Raw genomic sequence first — 19,898 nt, 5'->3', positions numbered from 1 at the left:
TGAGGGGACAGCCGTCGTGCATAGGCTGAGCTTGGTGCGGGCGCATTTCCAGCTTTACCTACCTCTGCGCTCGTACCTGTATGCCGACAGCGGCCTTCTCTCGGGTCTGATCCTGTAGTGAGGTGCCGGCACGCTCACGCCGATGGGGTGGGGCGAGAGCCATTGACCGATCGTGCCTCCCGCCGCAGGGTGGCGAGGAGCTGCGACACGGCGCTGTTGCGGATCGAGTGGCCGTTCTGGCGTAGGCGGCGTGCGAGGGCGTCTCGGCTGACGGTCTGGCGGTCGCGGATCAGCTCGTCGCGGGCTGCGCGGGCGGCTACCAGTAGCGGTGCCAGGTCCATATCGGTATCGCCCGCGTCGTCGGACGAGTCGTGATCGTGGAGTGCGGTGTCGAGGTCATGACTCGTCTCACGGACGTCCGGTATGGGGTCGCCTTGCAGGCGGTTGGCGCTGTCGGGAGCTTCATCGAGGCGTGACGTGTCGGCATGGATGGGAAGGTGTTCGGGTAGCGGTGTCCGGTCGGTCGGTGGGGATTCGCTGGTGTCGGGCGAGGGCTGTACAGGGGCCGCTGCAGCGTGTTCGGTTGGCGGCGGCTCCGCTGGTGCCTCGGCCGGGGTCTGGTGCGGTTGGTGTTCGGCTTCGCGGCGGCGGGCGGCGAGTTCCACCAGGGAGACCGAGGCGACGATGATCAGCCCGTCCACCGACAGTGGCAGGAGGTAGGGCACGGTGCCGGTTTCGCCGTAGCGGGCGACGACTCCGACCATGTGGTGGTAGCTGATCCATGCGGCGATGGCGGCGATAGCCGAGGCGGCGGCGACCCGGATGGCGCCGAGTGAACGCCGGTGCACGGGTACCCGGGTGACCAGTTCGACGGTGATCAGCAAGGCTAGGGGTGGCCATGCTGCGATGGCTTGGGAGATTGGGTTCGGTTGGGCGTGCAGGATGTTGGCGGTGACGGAGGCGGCTACGCCGAGGGCGAGGGTCGCCCGTACCGCCCACTGCATCCGCTGGAGCCGGCTGTCGGTCATGGCCGTTCTCCTGGGACGGGGGCGGCGTGCCGGAGTTGGCGTGCGGCGACGCGGCGGGTGGCTTGTGTTGGTTCGGTGTCGCCGAGGTCGGTCAGGTGCTTCTCCAGTCGGCGTAGGGTGCGCCGGGCGGCGTCGGGTCGCTGTTGGCGGCCGTGGATGCGCATGATGCGCTGGTACAGCTCCTCGTTGACCGGGTCGAGGTCGACGGCGTGTTCCAACGCGGTGACGGCGTGGTCGGGATGGTCGGGTTCGAGGATCTCGGCGATGCGGGTGTAGGCGGTGAGGATCTGGTGTCGGTAGCTGGTGGCGTAGTCGACGGCCCAGGGGTGGTCGTGGCCTTCGGCGAAGTCACCTGCGTACAGCTCGGTTGCTCGGTGTAGCGCGGCGAGAACCATCGCGTCGTCGTCGCTGCTGATGGCTTGGTTGATGGCGGTGAGCATCTGCCAGAGGTCCACGGTGACGGTCTGCGGGTCGAGGTGGTATCTGCCGGTGGCGGGGTCGTAGACGATGAACATGGGCTCGTCGTGGCCGGTCGCGGCGCGCAGGACGCGTCGGGCGGAGGTGATGTCGGTGCGGATGCGTTTGACAGCGGCTGCCGGGTCGACGTCGGGGTGTAGGTCGGCGGTGAGTTGGTCGAGGGTGCGGCCGGCGGGGTGGGCGGCGAGCACGGCGAGGACGGTGTAGGAGCCGCTGCGCATGCCCGTGGTGATGGGGCCGGCGGTGGTGGTGGTGACGGTGATCGGGCCGAGCACCCGGAGGCGGACCAGGGCCGCCGCGTCGTTGGGCTGGGCCGGTACCGGCTCGGTCGTCTCGCCGGCCCCCGCGGCGGCCGGCGGGATCTCGGCGGGCGGGTCGTCGACGTCGGTGCCGGCCTCGGGGCGGGCGAGGGTGTCGGTGAGCATGGTGAGGATCGCGGCGAGGTCGTCTGCGCCGAGGGTGGACAGCTTCGCCAGCGGATACCGGGTGTCGGTGGTGGTGCCGTCGTCGGTGACCTCGACGGCGGGGATGTCGTCGTGCGGGCCGAGGATGACCGGGTGCAGGTCCAGGGCCTCCCGGTGGGCGGCGATGGCGTGGAGGCGGGCGGCGTGCCGGCTGGTGGACTCGATCAGCAGCACGTACGGCGGCTGGGTCTCGGCGTGGTCGGTGCGGGCGTTGAGGCCGGTGATCGTGTCGGCGTCGAAGGTGTCCAGCAGCCGCCGCCGGCTGATCATTTCCTCTTCGGCGTGGGTGATGGCGGCGGCGGTGTCGGCGAGGATGACGAGTCGTTCGCCGTCGTAGGCGGTGCCGTCGGGGTCCAACCCCACCGCCGGGGCGTTCTCGGGTAGGAGCCGGGTGAGTAGGCCGATGGTGGTGACGACGACCGGCCGCAGGACGGCGGTTCCGGTCGCGTTGGTGGTCAGGACGGCGGCGAGGATGGCGCGAGCCGCTGGTAGCGCCCCGGGACCGTGGAGCGCGATGCCGGGGCCGGGGAGGTGGAACAGGCTCACCTCGACGGCGTCGGCGTCGGTGTCGACGCCGACCGGTGCCGGGACGCCGTGCGTGACGCGGTCGTTGGTGTCGAGGCGGCGGCTGCCGATCGTGGCCAGTAGCGGTGGCGGGGGTGGTGGCGGTGCGGTGCTGGTCGGCGCAGAGAGTATGAGCCGGGCGTGGCGGCGTCGTTGCAGGCGTAGCAGGCCGGCGACGGAGACGACGGCGGCGGCTAGGCCGAGGCTGATCCAGCCCCGCGCTGGCAGCGCGACTGCGCCCTCGTTGTCGGACTGGTCCTGGTGCGGCTCGGCGTGGCGTCCGGGCGTGGTGCGACCAGCCGGGTCGCCCGGCGCGCTCGGTACGCCCGTACGCGGTGATGCTGACGGCCGTGCCTCGGGCGTCTCCCGGGTTGACGTCGGCGACGCCGCCGGGTTCACAGCCGCAGGCGGGGAGGCGTCCGGCGCATCCGAGGTCGGCCCCTGGGAGACAGGTGCTCGGCGCGTCGGTTCCGCCGGCTGGGGCGCCGGTGCGGCCTGGTGGGCGGGAAGATCGAGGTTCCATCCGACGTGGATCACATCCGGATCGGTGAGCACGGAGCCGTTGGTCTGCGGCTGTCCCCGGTTGAGCTGGTAGATGTCCCGCCAGCGGTGCGCGTCACCAAGATGCTCGGCGGAGAGATCCCACAATGTGTCTCCGGGAACTACACGGACAGTCATGCCCAGGGCCTCACTGGTGGGGGCAGTCACTCCGACACTGCCTGAGTGATGGGTCGGCGGAGCAACCGAACTGGCAGGCGCCGTCGCAGCCTCCGACGATGCCGTGGGCGCGGCCTCGGCCGGCTGGCTGTGCGCGCCGGGACCAGGGGTGTCTTCGCACGCCGATCGTGGGTCTTTGGGTGAGGTATCGGTGTCTGCCGCTGTGCGGTCGTGCGCGGCGACCGGAACAGCGGCACTGGTGACCGCAGTGGTACCCAACAACGCCGCCGCGACTGCCTGCACCGGGCCAGGCATACGCAGGTCAAGCCGCCACCGCAGGCGAGCGGCAAGGTAGCGGTAGCCGTGGTCAGCGACGGCAGCCGCGAGAAGCGTCCACAGCAGCCACGCGCCAACCTGCCCCAACATGATCAAGAAGCCGGCGGTCAGTGGCTGGTGCACCCACGCCCACACCTGGTCCGCTGAGACATCGTCGACCGTGAGCCATCCCGCCCGGTAGAGCAACAGCAGCGGCGCCACTGCGAGACCAACGGTGACAACGCGTACGACGGCCGTCGAGACCCCCGTTGCCATAGCCCGTCTCCCTCCGACGTTCCGACAGCTGGTCACACCGACCGTAGGAGCGCGCGGCGCCGTTGCCGTCGTGGAAGGACCTGACAGCACCTCACAAGTGCTTACACGGCCTTACAACCGCAGGTCACAGGCCACCTGCTGGTGCGCACGCATCGGCCATCGGTCAGCAGCCAGGCGGGTATTGGACGAGGGGTGTCGGGTACGTCCGGTGCTGCCACCGGTATCCGGCTGCCCTTGACTCACGGGCAGGAAATGGGTGTTGCCGTTCTGTGGGCCCGTCCGGGACGCTTCAGGCGTGACGGATGAGCAGCGTCTGCAACAGATGATCGATGAGTTGCGTCGGATGCGTGAGCGGTGCGAGCCCAAGTCACATCAGAATCCTCGCTACCTGCGCTACTCGAACGCGGTCTCCGCGCTTCGTTGGCTCATCGACGATCTCGCCCGAGAGTCGGCGTAGCGGATGCTTGTCGCTGGTGTCGCGGCGGCTCACGTCGACCCTGCTATCGCGTCCGTGTGGCTTGCGGTCGTGCATGACCTGGCGAGGGAGACCGGTGCTCGTGTGGTCGGGCCGGTGGAACCGCCCACGGTAGGCCGCAACCACTACCGCGTACGACTGCACCTTGACGCAGCACGCTGCCGGTTGCTGCTGAATGCGCGCCTGCCTCTGGTGGCCGCAGCCGACGATACGAATCCGCAGGCCCTCGCCACGGCGTTCCGCGACGTTCCCCACGCCGACCTGTTCCGGACAGTTGGCCTGCCCGTGGCTGCCCCGGGGGAGTTGGAGGAGCCGCTGACCGAGGCACTGCTGCCAGTCTTGACGACGACGAGAGGCGGGACGTCGCATACCACCGTCCGGCGCGAGTCGGAGATGTTGTCTTCAACTGGTTCGACTGACCGCCTCGCGGCCGGCGTCGTAGGGCTGCCCGTAGGACGTGGAGCAGTCTCGGCAGACGACTTGCACTAGCACCAATGCCGCTCAGTTAAGGGGGCGGGGCGTGTGTCAAGGGGTGTGGTGGTAGACGAGGACGGCGGGGTCTCGGTATAGAGGTTTGTCACTCCAAGACAGCCTCTGGACCGGGAGCCCCGCCGTTGGAACAGTCTGCCATCACGTCCACGATCACGGTGGCTGCGGGGCGGTTCGCGCCGGGTCATCTGGGTGAGTTGACGCAGCAGGTGCCGTTCGAGATGGTCGATGCGGTGCTGGCCGAGGCCGGTGGTGTGCAGTCGCGGGTGCGGGATCTGCCGTCGCGGGTGGTGGTGTATCTGCTGCTCGCGGCGGGGTTGTTCGCTGAGGTCGGTTACCGGCAGGTGTGGGCTCGGTTGGTTGCCGGGCTGGACGGGTTGACAGTGGCGCTGCCGACGTCCTCGGCGCTGTCGCAGGCTCGCCGGCGGGTCGGGGACAAGCCTCTGGTGGCGTTGTTCCGGCTGCTGTCGGGTCCGCCGGCGGGGGCCGCCCGGTGGCGGGGTCTGCTGGTGTGCGCGATCGACGGCACCAGCATGTTCGTGCCCGACACTACGGCGAACTTGAGGGTCTATCCGCGTCAGGCGGGCAGCCACGGTGGGTCGGGGTATCCGATGCTGCGGCTGGTCGCCGTCGTGGCGTGCGGCACTCGCGCTGTCATCGACGCCGTGTTCGCGCCGATCAGCATCGGTGAACTGGGCTGCGCCGGCCGGCTGCTGAGCTGCCTGCGCCCAGGAATGCTGCTGCTGGCCGATCGTGGGTTCGCCGCCCGTCAGATGATCGAACAGTTCGCCGGCACCGGCGCTGACCTGCTCATCCGCGACAAGGACGACCGGCGGCTGCCCGTCATCCGCCGCCATCGCGACGGGTCCTGGCTGTCTGTCATCGGCGCGATGACGGTCCGGGTCGTTGACGCCGAGATCGTCGTGAGCATGAACGGTAAACGCCACGTCGGCCGGTACCGGTTGATCACCACCCTCACCGACCAGCGCCGCTTCCCCGCCCTGGATCTGGTCACCCTCTACCACCAACGCTGGGAGATCGAGACGGCGTACCTGGAGCTGAAGTCCACCCTGCTGGGCGGACGGGTCCTGCGGGCACGGACCCCGAACGGGGTAAACCAGGAGGTCTACGCCCTACTGGCCGCCTACCAGGCGGTCCGGCTGGCGATGGCTGACGCCACCGCCAGCCAACCCACGACCAGCCCCGACCGGGCCAGCTTCACCATCGCGCTGCACGCCGCCCGCGACCAGATCATCCACGCCGCAGGTGTCATCGCCGAGACCACCATCGACCTCGTCGGCGCCATCGGCCGCGCAGTCCTGGCCGACCCACTGCCCCCACGCCGCACCCGAGTCAGCCCTCACGTGGTCAAACGAGCAATCTCCAAACACCGCGCCAAAGGCACCATCGACCGCACCAACTACCAAGCCACGATCAACATCAACATCCTCGCCACAGCAGGGTTGACGACCGGCCCAGAACCCTAACTGAGCGGCATTGGCACTAGCACTCGCCCCTACCTCTGCCCAACGACGGCACGTGATCGCAGCCTCGATGTAGAGGGAGTGCCGACGTTGGTGGAGGAAGTGTGGTGGTGGCGGGGCTGCGTTTCGGCGATCGGGGACTCACACTGCGTACATGGTCTATCGCGATGGGCGGGTGCCCGATCACCTGTTGATCAACATTGAGCGGCGGGATGATCCCGTGTCGGCGGTGTCGGAGGATGATGCCCGACGCCGCTCGGTCGCCTATCCCAGGTTGATGTGGGGTGCGCCGATCTTCGGCTGTGCGGGGGAGGTGGACGGCCGGTGGCGGATCGTGGGGCTGGACGCCGAGGAGCCGCAGCATGCCCGGGACAGCCTGGCGTCGCATTTGCGGCGGCTGCTCAGCGAGACGCCGGACACTGCTGAGCACGCGGCCGTGCGGGCGGCGTACAAGACGGCGTACGAGGTGCTCGACTGGGAGCCGGTCAACGAGCTTGCCGTCGGCGGTCGTCGTTACCGGATCATCCGGGCGCAGCCGTTCATCCGGATGGGCCCGGACGGGCCGGAGCCGCCTCGACCCACCGACGCGGATCCGTACCCGCCGGGCGAGGCACAGCGGACCACGTCGCCGGTGAACGGGTTCGTGATCGATCCGGCCGCTGGTACCGGGCTCACCGACGGGCTGGTCCGGATGGAGATGGTCACGGCGTCCTACCAGGCGGAGTCCGTCCCCGAGGACGTGCGTGCCGATTCCCGTCGGGCGGTGGCGACGCATCCGAACGTGGTGCTGCTTCCGGTGGGTTTCACCGTCGGGGGGTACGTGGACGGTAGGTGGCGGCCCCGGTCGTTGGCCACGTACCCGACGCCGCAGGCGGCCCGGGACGCGGAGTCGTTCACCATCGCCGACATCCCGCGGGACGAGAACACCTCGATGGAAGACCTCATGGAGGCGTACGCCCGTGCCCGCGCGGCGCACCGTCCCCCACGTACCGACGACTTCGAGGTGGGTGGTGTGCGGTGCCGGGTGACCCGGGTCGAGACGTTCATCCGGTTCGGCCCGGACGGCCCGGAAGGGCCTCGCCCGTCGGACCGTGACTCGTTTCCGCCGCCGGCGAGTCAGGTGCACCAACTCCGGGCGCAGGGCCTGATGCCCGATCCCGACTGATCCGACCACAGGTGTCCGGCCACGACTGCCGCTCACGCCGATGACCGCGATCGGCTGCTTTGGCGTAGCTACACGTGCTCGGGCCCGTTCGGTGACACCACCGGCGGGCGGTGGAGGGCGCCGCCGTCGAGGCCGGCGTGGGTGAGGGTCCGCTGGTAGCGGTGGTGCAGCTCGGCGGCGGCCTCACTGTCGCCCAGGGCGGTGAGAGCGTGCATGGCGTGTGTGTGCAGGTCAGTGTTGTAGGGGTCGATGCGGATGCCGTCTTGTAGCAGCGTGAGGGCGTGGTGTGGGTCCGGTTCGGCGGCGGCGAAGCAGACGCAGACGTCGATGATGTTCCGGCGGATCGTTTCGCGGATCGGGTCGAGCCAGGGCCAGATGCGTCCGGTCGCGAGGTCGGCGGGGTAGGCGTCGAGGATGGCCTGCCAGGCGCTGCGGGTGTCGTTGATCGCGGTGGCGGCGTGGCGGATGGCGGTGTTCAGGTGCCACAGGTCGACGTCGATGTGCTCGGGGTGGAGCCGGTAGCGGTCGTCGGTGTGGTCGATGACGTGCAGCCCGCTGGCGGTCCGGATCGTGGCGCGTAGGTCGCTGAGTGTGGTGTAGAGCCGTCCGCTGAGGGAGTGGCGGGGCAGTCCTGGCCAGATGGCGTCGGTGAGCTGGCCGGTGTCGGCGCCGGCCGGGTGAGCGGCGAGGTAGACCAGGACGTGAAGGGCGGCGCTGCGGCGCACGGCAACGGGCTCACCGTCGATAAGCAGTTCGGGATCACCCAGGACGCGCAGGCGCAGCCGATGGCCGAGGGCCGGGGACATGCGGCGGGGCTGGTGTCGGGTGGCCTGCCGGGGCAGCCGCCGCTGCGGTGACACCGCAACGGGGCCCGGAGGGCTCGGGGCGGTCGGGTGGGGTGTCGGATCGGGACCGGCGATGACGGCGAGCAGGTCGGTGGCGGCCACCTGGTCCAGGACGCAGAGCTGTGGTCCAGGCGCATCGGGGCGGTGTGGGCCGTGTAGGTGGCCTGCCGGGTCGGCATGCCAGGCCGGCCCAGCCAGCGATCCTCCCAACACGACCGCCACAGCGGTGGCGCTGGCATCGGCGAGTCGCCTCAGGTCATGTCCGTCGCCGTCGGGTTCGCTGAGAAGCACGATCCTGGGATGAGTGCTCGCCCCTTGCGTGTCCTGGTGCTGATCGGCGGTGTTCACAGCAGCGCAGGAGCCGCCGGGTGCGACGAGCTGGACCGCGTCGGCGATGCTGTCGACGGTGGTGAGCGGCAGACGGCGGCCGAGGGTTTCGGCGGCCGGGCCGAGGAGGTTGGAGAGTGTGGCCCTGGTGGTGATCAGCTGTGGGCGCGCCTGGTGATGTTGCCCGGTTAGGAGGGCGGTGACCAGCAGTCCTCGGCCGACGGCGAGAGCACCTGGCCCGGTGAGGCCCACTCCGCCGGCCGGGAGAGCCTCGACCAGCGCCGCGATCCCGCTCGGGGGCGCCGACGGTCCGGGCGAGTCGGCGAGTGCGGCCTGCACCCCGGCGACGGTAGGGGGCAGCGGCGCGAGGTCGGGGTCGTGGCGGCCGTCCGGGCTGATCGGTTGGGGGTGGTAGTCGCGGCGGCGGCGCAGCCAGACCAGCGCGGCGGCAGCGGCGACCTGCACCGCGACGTCGTGGGGCAGCCAGCCTCCGGGCACACCGATCCCACCATCGGACGCGCTCTGGCCACCGCCACCGCCACCGGGCGGGGTGGCCTCGTCGTGCAGCGCGGTGGCGTCTGCCGCTACCGGCTGTGGTGGTGGCGGCGGGGCGGCGGTGACAGTGTTGGTGGTGACGCCGAGGACCGCAGCTCCGGCCATCCCGCTGGCCGTCGCCTGCAACGGCGTCGGCAGCGGCAGACGCCGCAGCCATACCGAGGTCGCGCGGGCCCGGAGGAGGACCCGCACGGCAACGGTGTAGGCGAGCATCAGCCAGACCAGCCACGCCCCGATCGTCAGCGCGGCGGTGAGCGTCTGCTCGGTCAACGGCTGCTGCACCCATGCCCGCGCCTGCTCACCGGTCGGCCACCCGCGAATCGGCGGACCAACCAAGACCAGAAGCACCAGCGGCGGACCCGTCAAGAGCACGAGGACGAACAGCAGCGACATCAGCTGCCGCGGCCAACGCACCTCACCCACCCCCAGGCGGAGAACGACGGGATCCTGCGGTGGCGACCGGGGGATGGACGATGTGCGTCCACACGCGGGACGCCCACCACACCGCTACGGCCACGGCGTAGCAGACGGCGAGAATGCCAGTGGACTGCCGGTTGACGATCGCCGCGCCGATCACCGCGACCGGCGCGGCCAAAATGAGGCGGAACATCAGCGGCGTCACCAGTGCCATGACGATCCCGACGCCCAGGAGCAGCCCGCCGACGCGACCAGCGAGGTCGACCCACACCAGCACGTGCGGCCAGCGGGGCGCGGTCAGCGAGTACTGGATCAAACCCATGCCGAGGGCGGCAGCGACGACCGAGCCGGTCGGCGCGGCCAGCAGCGTCGACCAGCCGCCGTGCGGCGTACGCCACTGCCGGGCAGCAACCACCGCCATCACCATTGCCATCACCGCGATGGGAACGATCGGCCACAGCACCCACCGCAGGTAGCCACCCACCGGCACCGCGAAGTACTGGCTGATGACCACCGCATAAAGCCCCGCGATAGCCGCCCCAACAGACACAGCAGCGAGAATGCCGATACTGACCTTCCCACCCTCCGTCCGGACGTCCGGAGTGGGACTTCGCGCAGCGATCAGGGAACCGAGAACAGTTCCCGCAGCCAGGCACGCCAGCAGGGCGAACACGGCCGCCATCGCCAACCCACCCAAGTTGAACTCGACCCAGTACACACCCAGGAAAATGTTGTTCCGCTCGGCGGTCACGATGCACTGCCAGATCAACGCCAACGACGCGAAGCCCGGCACCGCGATCCCGATAGCTCTACGCACCGGCGGCACCGGCACCACCACCGCAGCCGTCGCACCAGGGCTGACAAAGCCAGCCTCGGCCGCCCCGAACGCCGCAACGAGCTGAGGCTCGGCCACAACGGTCGGCGTGATCCCAGTACGCTCAGCAATAGCCGCGTCCAGCTGCGGCAAGCGAGCACTACCACCCACGCAGAAAATCCCCGCCAGATCGCCGGCAGACAGCTCAGCGGCGGCGATGCACTCCTGCGCCAGGTCCGCGACGCGACGCACCACCGGCCGAGCCGCCTCATCCAGCATGGCACGGTTCGCGACCACCGGCGCCTGACCGGCGAACAGCACCGTCACCGCCGAATACGAGACCAACGCCTCCTTCGCGACCCGGACACACTCCACCGCAGCCCACGGCCCCACGCCGTCCCCAGAAGCATCCTGACCGTCCGTCAGCACCGCCGCCAACGCCGCATCAACGCTCGCCCCGCCCGCTGCAGGATCAGCCAAAGTCGCCAGCACCTCGAAGCCCACAGGACCCCGGCGCAGCACCGTCACCTCCGCACCCGCGCCAACATCAACCACCACAACAGAAGACCCCACAGGCAGCCGCACACCAGTCCCCGCCAGCTGCTCGGCCACCGCCACCGGAACCTCCACCAGACGCGGCTGCACAAGACCCGCACGATGAGCTACCTGCCGCATCCACGTACGCCGACGCGGCCCCCACCCCGCCGGCACCACCAACCGCACATCCCGCACCGGCCCACCAACAACCCGCTCAGCCTCAGCAGCCACCCGACGCAACGGAGCCGCAGCCAGCTCCACCGCCTCCACCCGCGTACCGTCGACCACCAGCTCACCGTCAGCGGGACGACGCGGACTCGGAATCAACCTGCTCGGCTGCTCCTCAGCGGCCTGCCACGCCCGCTGCCCCGTCCACACCCGCCCATCGGCCGCCACGTACAGGGCACTGGGCAGAAACGGCACACCATCAAACGACAACACCGACGCACCACCGTCAGCCCACGCCAACACCCCCACAGTAGTGGCGCCACCACAGTCAATCGACAGCCGAACCTCCGCCGCCCCCATCGACGTAGTCAAACACGAGAATCACACTCACGTCACCTCCCGATCACCCACAGGAACCAGAGGACCTATACGCCCAGTCCGCAGCTGCGGCGAGCCGCGTAGTTGACGGGCCGCCTGCCTGCGAGCACGCGCAGCCGACCGGCGGCACCGGACAGTTTTCCCTCCTCCGCCGCGCTCACCAGGCGACCGCGTCGGTGAGTAGCGCGGCGATGGCGGCCACGTCACCGGCCAGTGCGGGCCGGATCGGTGTGGTGGTCACGGGGCCGGCGGTCACAGGACCGCCGGCGTGGCCTGGTCGGCGGGAACGGGGTACGGCCGCTGTCCGTAGGTGCCCCGCGCCACATCCGCCAGATCGGCGGCCCGGCGGTGGGCAGCACGATGGTGGGGCCGGCGGTGTAGCCGTGGCGCAGGTAGAGGCGCCGGTTGTGCAGGTTGCTGGCTTCCAGGTAGGCGGGTAGGCCGAGTTGGTCGAGCCGGCGGTGGTAGTCGGTGAGTAGGGCGGTGCCGATGCCTTGGTTCTGTCGGCGGGGGTCGACGGCGGCGTAGGCGAGGTAGTGGTGTGGCTGGTCGGGGTGGAAGGCGTCGAACATCTCCTCCAGCAGCACGAACTTCGGCGCGTACGCGCCCGCGATGCCCTCCAACTCCTCCACCCGCCGAGGATTGTCGGTGGGCGCGGGTGCCAGGCGGGGGTACCAGATGGTGACGGCCGTCTGGTCGCCGGTGGTGTAAACCTGTCCCCGCGCCAGGCCCTGGTAGAAGGCGTCGGCGAAGTAGCGGTAGTAGACCGCCCGCCGGTCGCCCGGGTCGGGGATCAGCCACTCGGCGAGTGGCCCTGCGTGGAACGCCTCGGCGAGAACGGCGATCAGTGGTGCGGCGTCTGTGTCGGTGGCGGGTCGGATACGCAGCTCGTTGTTGGTGGTGGTCACGGCAACTCCCTGGTTGGTTAGGCGGGTTGGCGGACGGCGTCGGGGGCGCGTAGCGGACCAATGTCGCTGTCGGCGCCGAGGCCGATGGCGTGGTAGACCTCCGGGTTGGCAGCCCGCAGGACCAGCGCCCAGGCGATGCCGAGCAGTGCGGCGGCGGCGTAGGCGGCGGGGAACGCCCACCGCAGCGGTGAGTCCGGCTCCACACCGAGGAGGGTGGCGAACTCGCGCAGGGTCACGGTGAGGATCCCGCCGAGCGCGAGGGTGGCGGCTGCCGGTGCGATGAATGCTCGCCAGGGTCCTTCGGTGTGGAGGGTGCGGGTGAAGAAGCCGATGACGGCGGCGGAGGTGACGGTCATCAGGATGAGCACGCCGAGGCCGCCGGTGACGGTGATCCAGAAGAACAGGTGCACGATCGGGTCCGCCCCCGCCACGGCGTAGCCGATGAGGACGGCCAGGGCGAGGCCGCTCTGGACGAGGGAGCCGACCTTGGGGGCGCCGGTGCGGCGGCTGGTGCGGCCGAAGACGGCGGGTAGGACCCGTTCGCGGCCGAGGGCGAACAGGTACCGGGCGACGGTGTGGTGGAAGGAGAGCAGGGCGGCGAACAGGCTGGTGATGAACAGGACCCGGGCGACGGTGATGACACTCTGGTTCAGGTACGGCGATACCAGGTTGAAGATCAGGTCGGTGCCGTCGGCGCGGGCCGCTTCGACGATGCGGTCCGGGCCGGTGGCCACGGACATCGCCCAGGCGGACAGCCCGTACAGCAGGCCGGTGACGGCGACGGCGATGTAGGTGGCGCGGGCGATCGTCCGGCGGGGGTCCTTGGTCTCTTCGGAGAACACGACGGTGCCTTCGAAGCCGACGAACCCGGTGATCGCGGTCACCAGGGCGGCACCGATACCGGCGGCGAACACGTGCGACGGGGCGAGGGTGTCGAAGCTGACCGTGCCGTCGGCCGGGTGGGTGACCATGATGGCGTCGAAGGTCAACGCCACGACGCATTCGGCGACCAGCACCACGGCCAGGACGCGACCGTTGAGGTCGATCCGGGCGACCCCGAGCACCGCGACCACCGCCCAGACGGTGAGGGCGCAGGCCCACCAGGTGAGCTGCCAGCCGTACCGGTCGTTGAGGAACGCGGCGGTGACCGCACCCGCCCCGCCGTACAGGCCGATCTGCATCGCGTTGTAGGCCAGCAGCGCCACCATCGCCGCGCCGACCCCGGCCGGGCGACCGAGACCCCGGGTGACGTAGGTGTAGAACGCGCCCGCGTTGACGATCCGCCGCGACATGGCCACATACCCGACCGCGAACAGGGCCAGCACGGCGGCGACCAGCAGGTAGGACACGGGGATGCCGGTGACGCCGGTGACCGCATAGCCGGTGGTCGCACCACCGGCGATCACCGTGAGGGGTGCGGCGGCGGCGATGACGAAGAACACCACCGACGGAATACCGAGCCGCCCCCGCGCGAGCACGGCGGAGACGGTGTCGGGACTGGAACGAGGCATGGGGGTCTCTCTCGGTGAAGGAGGGATGGAGGGAAGGTTGGCCGCACCTAGGAGGTGCGGTGACTGAGGACGGTGCCGCCGACGACGGCGCCGAGGTCGGCGAGCAGGTCGCGGAGCGGCGGGTGGGCCTGCTCGATCTGCTGGCGCAGGAACGCCCGGACGGCCAGGGGTGTGCCGTCGAGCAGGATCGGCGAGAGCTGGGTGTGCAGGGCCACACCCGCGAGGGCTACGTCGAAGGCGTTGAGCCGCTGGTAGTTGCGCAGCTGGAAGGACAGCCGGGCCCACGACCAAGCAGCCGTGTTCATATCGGTCGGGACGTAGACGGTGCGGTGGCGCCACAGCCGGCCCACCTGCTGGGGCTGGAGCAGCCCGAGCTGCCACATCCGCGTCGCCACCTGCTCGTAGGCGGTGGTGGCGAGAAACGCCAACCAGGTCCGGGTGGTGTGACGCGGCTCGGCGACCAGCCGATCGAGGACGAGATGTTGCAGCCAGTCCGTCGGCGGAGACGTGTCGGTCACCCGCAGCTGCCGGCCCTCGAATGTGACCCGGCCCTCGCCATACAGCTCGGCCAGCAGCGCGGCGGCCAGCCCGTGCCCCGTCGCGGACTCGAACAGGCGGGGACGACCGGTCTGGTCGTCGTGCGCCAGGTAGAAGAACTCGTCAGCCAAACGCATGGTGTTCGGCGTGGCGGCGCTGTCGACAGCGCGTACCGGCCGAGCCGGCTCTACTCGTGCCGCATGCTCGGGCAGATGCGGGGCGCCGTACTCACCGGATGCGCCGTGGGGTGGGGTGTTCACCGCGGCTGGCCTCTCTTGAATCGATTCGTCCGTGGGGATGGAAAGCCCGAGCGGCCGTAGGAGTCTTCGGCCGCCGGGGTGGCGGATGAGTTCCTCGATCGCCCGGGCGTGTTGCCCGCACCCGCCGTCGTGGCAGTGGAAGCAGGTGCCGTCGCCGCAGTGCTGGAGCGCGGTGTTGCGTGCCGACTCGAAGCAGTCCAGCGGGGCGATCGCTGTCGTCGGTGCCGATCAAGGAGCGGGGATCTGGCGGTGTAGCGCGGTGACGTTGACCCGCACCTCGATGCACGCCGGATGCCGGTCGACGTGCGGGTACTCGCACTCGGGCCGGTGGCCGATCACCCACACCCACTCGTCGGCACGGTTCGGCAGCTCGCGGACGTTCGCGACCATGACGGCAACCGCAGTGCCGGGAGTGAGATCACGGCCATACGACCAGTCACCCGGCTCCAACCGCAGCAGTGTGCCCGCCGCGACCTCGGGCAACGGCTCGGAAGTCCTATCCACGGCCACGACCCCGCAACCCCCACCAGCGACGCCCACTGACCGCAGGCGCCGAGCCGAGGCCCACCCAGAACGCTCGATTGCGCTGGGCAACGTCCGCAGGCGACGCAACGTCACCGCGGTCCTGGCCACCAAGCGTCGACCCGCCACGGTCGACGTAACGTGTGGCCGCGCCCTCGCAATCGATGCCGAACGGCTTGAACGGCTGCTCACCGTCAGCGGGAACGAACCACTTGACGCGCACTGCCATCACCCTCCTGAGTGGTTGAGATGTGCAGCCGAGCGCTTCCCGGCGGCCGCAGGCTGACCGACTGGACGCAGCACCGGCGCCGGATGGGAAGAACAGGCGCTTGTCCTGCTTGCTCGTGGCCGCCCGACAGGCCCCTGACCGGTGGGGCAGAGGCGGTCGGAGCCCGCGTCGGTCACGTCCGCGCTGGTGGTGTAAGAGACGGCCATCGCGGGATCCCGGTCTGATGTTATGCGGCGATCGGTGCTGTTTCGGTCTGGTCGGTGTCGTGTTGGCTGGCGTCGATCGTGATCAAGCGGGCCTTGGCCAGTATTTCCAGGCCCATGTAGCGGCGGCCTTCGGTCCACTCGTCGGTCTGTTCGGCCAGGACCGCGCCGACGAGGCGGACGATCGCTGGCCGGTTGGGGAAGATCCCGACGACGTCGGTGCGGCGGCGGATCTCCTTGTTCAGCCGTTCCTGTGGGTTGTTCGACCAGATCTGGCGCCAGATCTCGCGGGGGAAGCCGGTGAAGGCCAGGAGGTCGTCGCGGGCGGCGTCGAGGTGCTCGGCCGCGGTCGGGAACTTCGCTTCGATCGTGGCCACGACCCGAGCGAACTGGGCTCGGACGGCGTCGGTGTCGGGCTGGTCGAAGATCGTGCGCACGAGGGTGGCGATCCACGGCTGCGCCGACTTGGGGACCTTCGTCAGCAGATTGCGCAGGTAGTGGGTCCGGCACCGTTGCCACGCAGCCCCGGGCAGGGCCGCGCCGATCGCGCCCACGAGCCCGCGGTGGGCGTCGGAGATGACCAGACGAACGCCGGACAGACCTCGGGCGGTCAGGCTGCGCAGAAACGCCAGCCAGCCGGCCCCATCCTCGTCGGAGGCCACGTCCAGGCCCAGCACCTCGCGCCCTCCGTCGGCGTTGACCCCGACGGCGATCAGCGCGTGAACGTTGACGGTCCGGCCGTGCTCACGGACCTTCATCGTCAACGCGTCCATCCACACGAACGTGTAGTGGGCGGCGTCCAGAGGGCGGCTACGAAACGCCTGCACCTGCGCGTCCAGATGCTGCGCCATCTCCGAGACCTGCGACTTCGACAGTTGCCGGATCCCGAGCTGCTCGACCAGCTTCTCCACCCGCCGCGTCGACACCCCCAGCAGATACGAGGTCGCCACGACCGACACCAGGGCCTGCTCCGCCCGCCGCCGGTGCGTCAACAGCCAGTCCGGGAAGTACGAACCCTGGCGCAGCTTGGGAATGGCCAAGTCAATCGTCCCGGCTCGGGTGTCCCACTCGCGCTGCCGGTAACCGTTGCGAGAGTTCACCCGCTCCTCGCTGCGCTGCCCGTAACCAGCACCGCAGACCGCGTCCGCTTCAGCGGACATCACCGCCTGCGCGAACGCCCTGATCATCGCCTGCAACACATCCGGCGACGCGCTCTCGATCTGCTCGCGCAGCAGGTCAACACGGTCCACACTCTCTGAAGCGGCCATCGCGTCCTCTCATCCTTCTCTGACTTGGTCGTCTTGAAGGATCGACGCGATGGCCGTCTCTCATCTACGCAACACGCCCATCACGGGCAAGTCGTACACCACTCCCATGGACGCAACCCCCGCGTCAAAGCGTTTGACCATGACAACCGGTGTCGGTGGAGTCGAGCCTGCGCCGCCAGTCAGGCAGTCCGAATAGCTCACTCTCCGGGTAATGAACACGGCAACCTTCCTCGATGCGTTGGGTCGAACCGCAGTTCAGCGGCAGCGAGGCCAGTCGGCGCGACTTTGGCTCAGTCAGGCATCAGACCCGAACTGTGATCGAGGTTCGTATCCAGAGCCGAAAAGATCGACCCCCGCAAGTGGGATGCGAATCCAATCGGTACTCCCCGGAGAGCGTGGAGTACGCGTTCGATTGCCTTCCGTTAGGGCAGCGGCGATCGCTAAGGTTTGCCGAATGCGAGCAGGGACACCCTGGGGGTGAGGATGGCGAGGAGCGCGCGTAGCTACCAACGCGAGGCCGACCAGCTTCGTGCCAGCGGCTGGACGTACCGGCAGATCGCCTCACACTGGCAGCAGCGATACGCCTTCAACCCGCGCGTCGCCTTCCGCCTTGCTCATGGGCTGACCCAGGCAGATGTGGCGCAGCGTTGGAACGAGCAGTGGCCCGACGCTGACGCCCCGAAGACCGCAAAGCAGATCTCTTACTGGGAGATCTGGCCGGGCCCAGCGGGCCGGGCACCGTCGTTGGACACGTTAAACAGGCTGGCGTTTCTCTACCGGTGCTCTGCTGGCGAGCTACTGGGCGGTGAGGACCACAGCCACCTGGACACGGTGGACGTTCGCCCAGCCCGATCAAACCATTACGCGGGCGGCTCTGCCGAAGGGCTCACAACCGGTGCGCTTCCGCCTGTGGTCGCCGCGCTGACTCGGGTTACCGAGCGGCTCGTCGATGACTTCGAGATATTGACGGACACATACCGACTTATCGACTACCGAGAGGGTTCGGGCCGGGTGAGCGCGGACATCGCCGCCCACCTGCGCCGGATGCTAGAGCTCAGCAATCGGACGACCACCAGCAGGACGTATCATCGATTGCTGCGCGCTGCCGGGGACGCCGCCCAGCTGGCCGGCTGGCTCGCGATCGACGCGCAGAGATACGACCAGGCCGAAGGCTACTGCCGGTTGGCCGCGTCGCTTGCCGAGAAGACCAACGATCGGGCGCTACACGCGTACAGCCTCGGCGTGATGAGCTATATCCACCTTCATGCCGGGGATGGCAAGGCAGCGCTTGGTGTGCTCGACGCCGCCCAGGGCTTGGCGGGTCGTGGTAGCCCTGCAGCCCTTAGGTCCTGGCTCCACGAGGCCACCGGCGAGGCGTACGGGCTCCTCGGCCAGCCGCGGCCCGGCCTCGTCGCACTGGCCCAAGCCGAGAGGGTCTTCGACGGCGTCGAAGTGAACAGTTCCCCGGTGTGGTTGGGCTTCTACAACGCCGACTGTCATGCGGCACGGCTAAAGGGCAGGTGCCTGATCCGTCTTCGCCGACCCCGCGACGCTACTCGGGCGCTGTACGAGGCGCTCACCTTGTTGCCGCCCACTTTCGTCCGGGAACGATCGGGAACTCTCATCGATCTCGCGGTCGCGTACATGCAGATGGACCAGGTCGAGCAGGCCTGCGATGCGGCGAGCCAGGCCTATACCCTTGCCTGCCGCACCGGCTCGGAGCGTAACCGCAAGCGCCTCCGTGAGCTGCTGGTCGACCTCATGCCATGGACCAACATCGACAGCGTCCAGAGTCTCTACCGTCAGGTCCTGCTTAACTAGGGGCGTGCAGACGGCCTTCCCCGCGAGCGACCGGTGAACCGAAGGGCATGGGTCGAACTCATCGTCCTTGCCGCCTTGTGGGGTGCGGTCTACCCGTTGATCGAGGTCGCGCTACGCGACCTGTCACCCACGGTCGTTGTCCTCGGACGGGTCCTGTTTGCCTGCATCCTCTTGGTTCCGCTTGCCATTCGCCGTAATGCGCTGCCGGATCTCTGGCGGCGGCCACGGGCGATCATCGAGACCGTCCTGGTGCAGTCAACCGTCCCACTGCTGCTGCTGACCTACGGGCAGCGGTACGTCCCAGCGGGAATCGCCGGCATCCTGATCGGGGCTCAGCCGCTGTTCGTCGCGATGCTCGCCTACCGGTACGCCCCCGACGAGCGCCCCCAGGGCTGGCGGGGCGCGGTCGGCATCGCCGTCGGGTTTGTCGGGCTCACCCTGCTCTTCGGCGTCGACCTCCGTGGCGGCCGACTGGCCCTCCTCGGTGGCGCCCTCGTGCTGGTCGCCGCGCTGTGTTACGCCGCTGGCGCCATCATGATCCACCGACGCCACGCCACCGCCCCGCCGCTCGGTGTAGCCACCTCGGCGATGCTCGTCACAAGCGCCGCGATGATCACACCGGCCACCTTGACGTTGCCTGATCAGCTTCCCGGTGCTGGCGTACTGGCCTCGATGGTCTTTCTCGGTGTCGTCTGCACCGGCATGACCCTCGTGCTCTTCTACACCTTGATCGCGCGTACTGGGCCGGCCCGGGCGGCGTTGGCGTTCTATCTGTCACCCGCGTTCGCCGTCGTGTTCGGCGTTGTGTTTCTCCGCGAGCAACTCACGCTTACTGCCGTCGTTGGTTTGGGTGCGATCGTGGCAGGCTGCCTTCTCGCGGCTCAACGTACGGGACCGTCACCCGCCTAGCGATCAGCGCCGCCGCAACTCCACGCTATCCGTGGAGTCACGCGGCCGACCATGGAACGCATGCCGGGATCGGTTTACCGTGCTCGACGCATCATGCTGAAGATCCCTCGTTCCAACCTATACAGGTGCGAGTGATCTTGCTGGTCCCACTGCCTCGTCAGGGGCCTGCAGAGCCGCCGGCCGTTGCCGGGGCCGCCGATGATCCACGATTCGAAGGCAGGCTTGCATGCCAGGTGCGCCCTCCACTGCCACTCAGGACTTGGACGAAGTAGCTCGGTTAGCAGCGCGTTATGAG

The 19,898-nt window shown here is 69.2% G+C and carries 14 protein-coding genes; 5 read left to right on the top strand and 9 right to left on the bottom strand.

Annotated elements, in window-relative coordinates; genetic code table 11:
• Positions 1 to 134: 134 nt before the first annotated feature.
• Together O7615_RS06355 and O7615_RS06350 are read right to left on the bottom strand one after the other, a co-directional pair.
• On the bottom strand, positions 135 to 1,028 hold the full coding sequence (locus O7615_RS06355) for a DUF2637 domain-containing protein (RefSeq protein WP_278176378.1): 894 nt from the start codon (positions 1,026 to 1,028) through the stop codon (positions 135 to 137).
• A complete protein-coding gene (locus O7615_RS06350) occupies positions 1,025 to 3,781 on the bottom strand; it encodes a BTAD domain-containing putative transcriptional regulator (protein ID WP_278176377.1) in 2,757 nt (918 codons plus the stop codon). Before O7615_RS06350 ends, O7615_RS06355 begins: the two co-directional genes overlap by 4 nt.
• A 295-nt stretch (positions 3,782 to 4,076) precedes the next feature.
• Here O7615_RS06350 and O7615_RS06345 point away from each other — a divergent pair, with 295 nt between their 5' ends.
• From O7615_RS06345 to O7615_RS06335, 3 genes are all read left to right on the top strand, one after another.
• On the top strand, positions 4,077 to 4,238 hold the full coding sequence (locus O7615_RS06345) for a hypothetical protein (RefSeq protein WP_278176376.1): 162 nt from the start codon (positions 4,077 to 4,079) through the stop codon (positions 4,236 to 4,238).
• 632 nt (positions 4,239 to 4,870) lie between these two features.
• A complete protein-coding gene (locus tag O7615_RS06340) occupies positions 4,871 to 6,232 on the top strand; it encodes an IS4 family transposase (RefSeq protein ID WP_278175131.1) in 1,362 nt (453 codons plus the stop codon).
• 151 nt (positions 6,233 to 6,383) lie between these two features.
• Positions 6,384 to 7,394, top strand: a complete 1,011-nt coding sequence (locus O7615_RS06335) for a DUF5954 family protein (protein ID WP_278176375.1) — start codon at positions 6,384 to 6,386, stop codon at positions 7,392 to 7,394.
• 68 nt (positions 7,395 to 7,462) lie between these two features.
• Here the strand turns inward: O7615_RS06335 and O7615_RS06330 are convergent, their stop codons facing one another.
• From O7615_RS06330 to O7615_RS06300, 7 genes are all read right to left on the bottom strand, one after another.
• Positions 7,463 to 9,535 (bottom strand): BTAD domain-containing putative transcriptional regulator, encoded by a 2,073-nt coding sequence (locus O7615_RS06330; protein ID WP_278176373.1) that lies wholly within the window; start codon positions 9,533 to 9,535, stop codon positions 7,463 to 7,465.
• A gap of 1 nt (position 9,536) precedes the next feature.
• Positions 9,537 to 11,417, bottom strand: a complete 1,881-nt coding sequence (locus O7615_RS06325) for an Hsp70 family protein (RefSeq protein WP_278176372.1) — start codon at positions 11,415 to 11,417, stop codon at positions 9,537 to 9,539.
• A gap of 221 nt (positions 11,418 to 11,638) precedes the next feature.
• Entirely contained in the window at positions 11,639 to 12,343 is a 705-nt protein-coding gene (locus O7615_RS06320; protein WP_278176371.1) for a GNAT family N-acetyltransferase, read from the bottom strand.
• A gap of 17 nt (positions 12,344 to 12,360) precedes the next feature.
• Positions 12,361 to 13,854 (bottom strand): APC family permease, encoded by a 1,494-nt coding sequence (locus O7615_RS06315; RefSeq protein ID WP_278176370.1) that lies wholly within the window; start codon positions 13,852 to 13,854, stop codon positions 12,361 to 12,363.
• Between the two features lie 47 nt (positions 13,855 to 13,901).
• Positions 13,902 to 14,651 (bottom strand): GPP34 family phosphoprotein, encoded by a 750-nt coding sequence (locus tag O7615_RS06310; protein WP_278176369.1) that lies wholly within the window; start codon positions 14,649 to 14,651, stop codon positions 13,902 to 13,904.
• A 228-nt stretch (positions 14,652 to 14,879) separates the two neighbouring features.
• Positions 14,880 to 15,155: a hypothetical protein gene (locus tag O7615_RS06305; protein ID WP_278176368.1), complete on the bottom strand. Its 276-nt coding sequence runs from the start codon at positions 15,153 to 15,155 to the stop codon at positions 14,880 to 14,882.
• Positions 15,156 to 15,628: 473 nt separating this feature from the next.
• Positions 15,629 to 16,873 carry an IS256 family transposase gene (locus O7615_RS06300; protein WP_278176367.1) on the bottom strand — a complete coding sequence of 415 codons (1,245 nt, stop codon included), beginning with the start codon at positions 16,871 to 16,873 and terminating at the stop codon, positions 15,629 to 15,631.
• Positions 16,874 to 17,356: 483 nt separating this feature from the next.
• Here O7615_RS06300 and O7615_RS06295 point away from each other — a divergent pair, with 483 nt between their 5' ends.
• The gene (locus O7615_RS06295; protein WP_278176366.1) at positions 17,357 to 18,694 is read left to right on the top strand and encodes a hypothetical protein; all 1,338 of its coding nucleotides are present in this window, start codon (positions 17,357 to 17,359) and stop codon (positions 18,692 to 18,694) included.
• Positions 18,695 to 18,727: 33 nt separating this feature from the next.
• Complete coding sequence (locus tag O7615_RS06290; protein WP_278176365.1) at positions 18,728 to 19,603, top strand: DMT family transporter; 876 nt, start codon at positions 18,728 to 18,730, stop codon at positions 19,601 to 19,603.
• Positions 19,604 to 19,898: the final 295 nt, after the last annotated feature.

Source organism: Micromonospora sp. WMMD1082 (assembly GCF_029626175.1).
GTDB lineage: Bacteria > Actinomycetota > Actinomycetes > Mycobacteriales > Micromonosporaceae > Micromonospora.
This window is presented reverse-complemented; position numbering and strand designations above follow the sequence as displayed.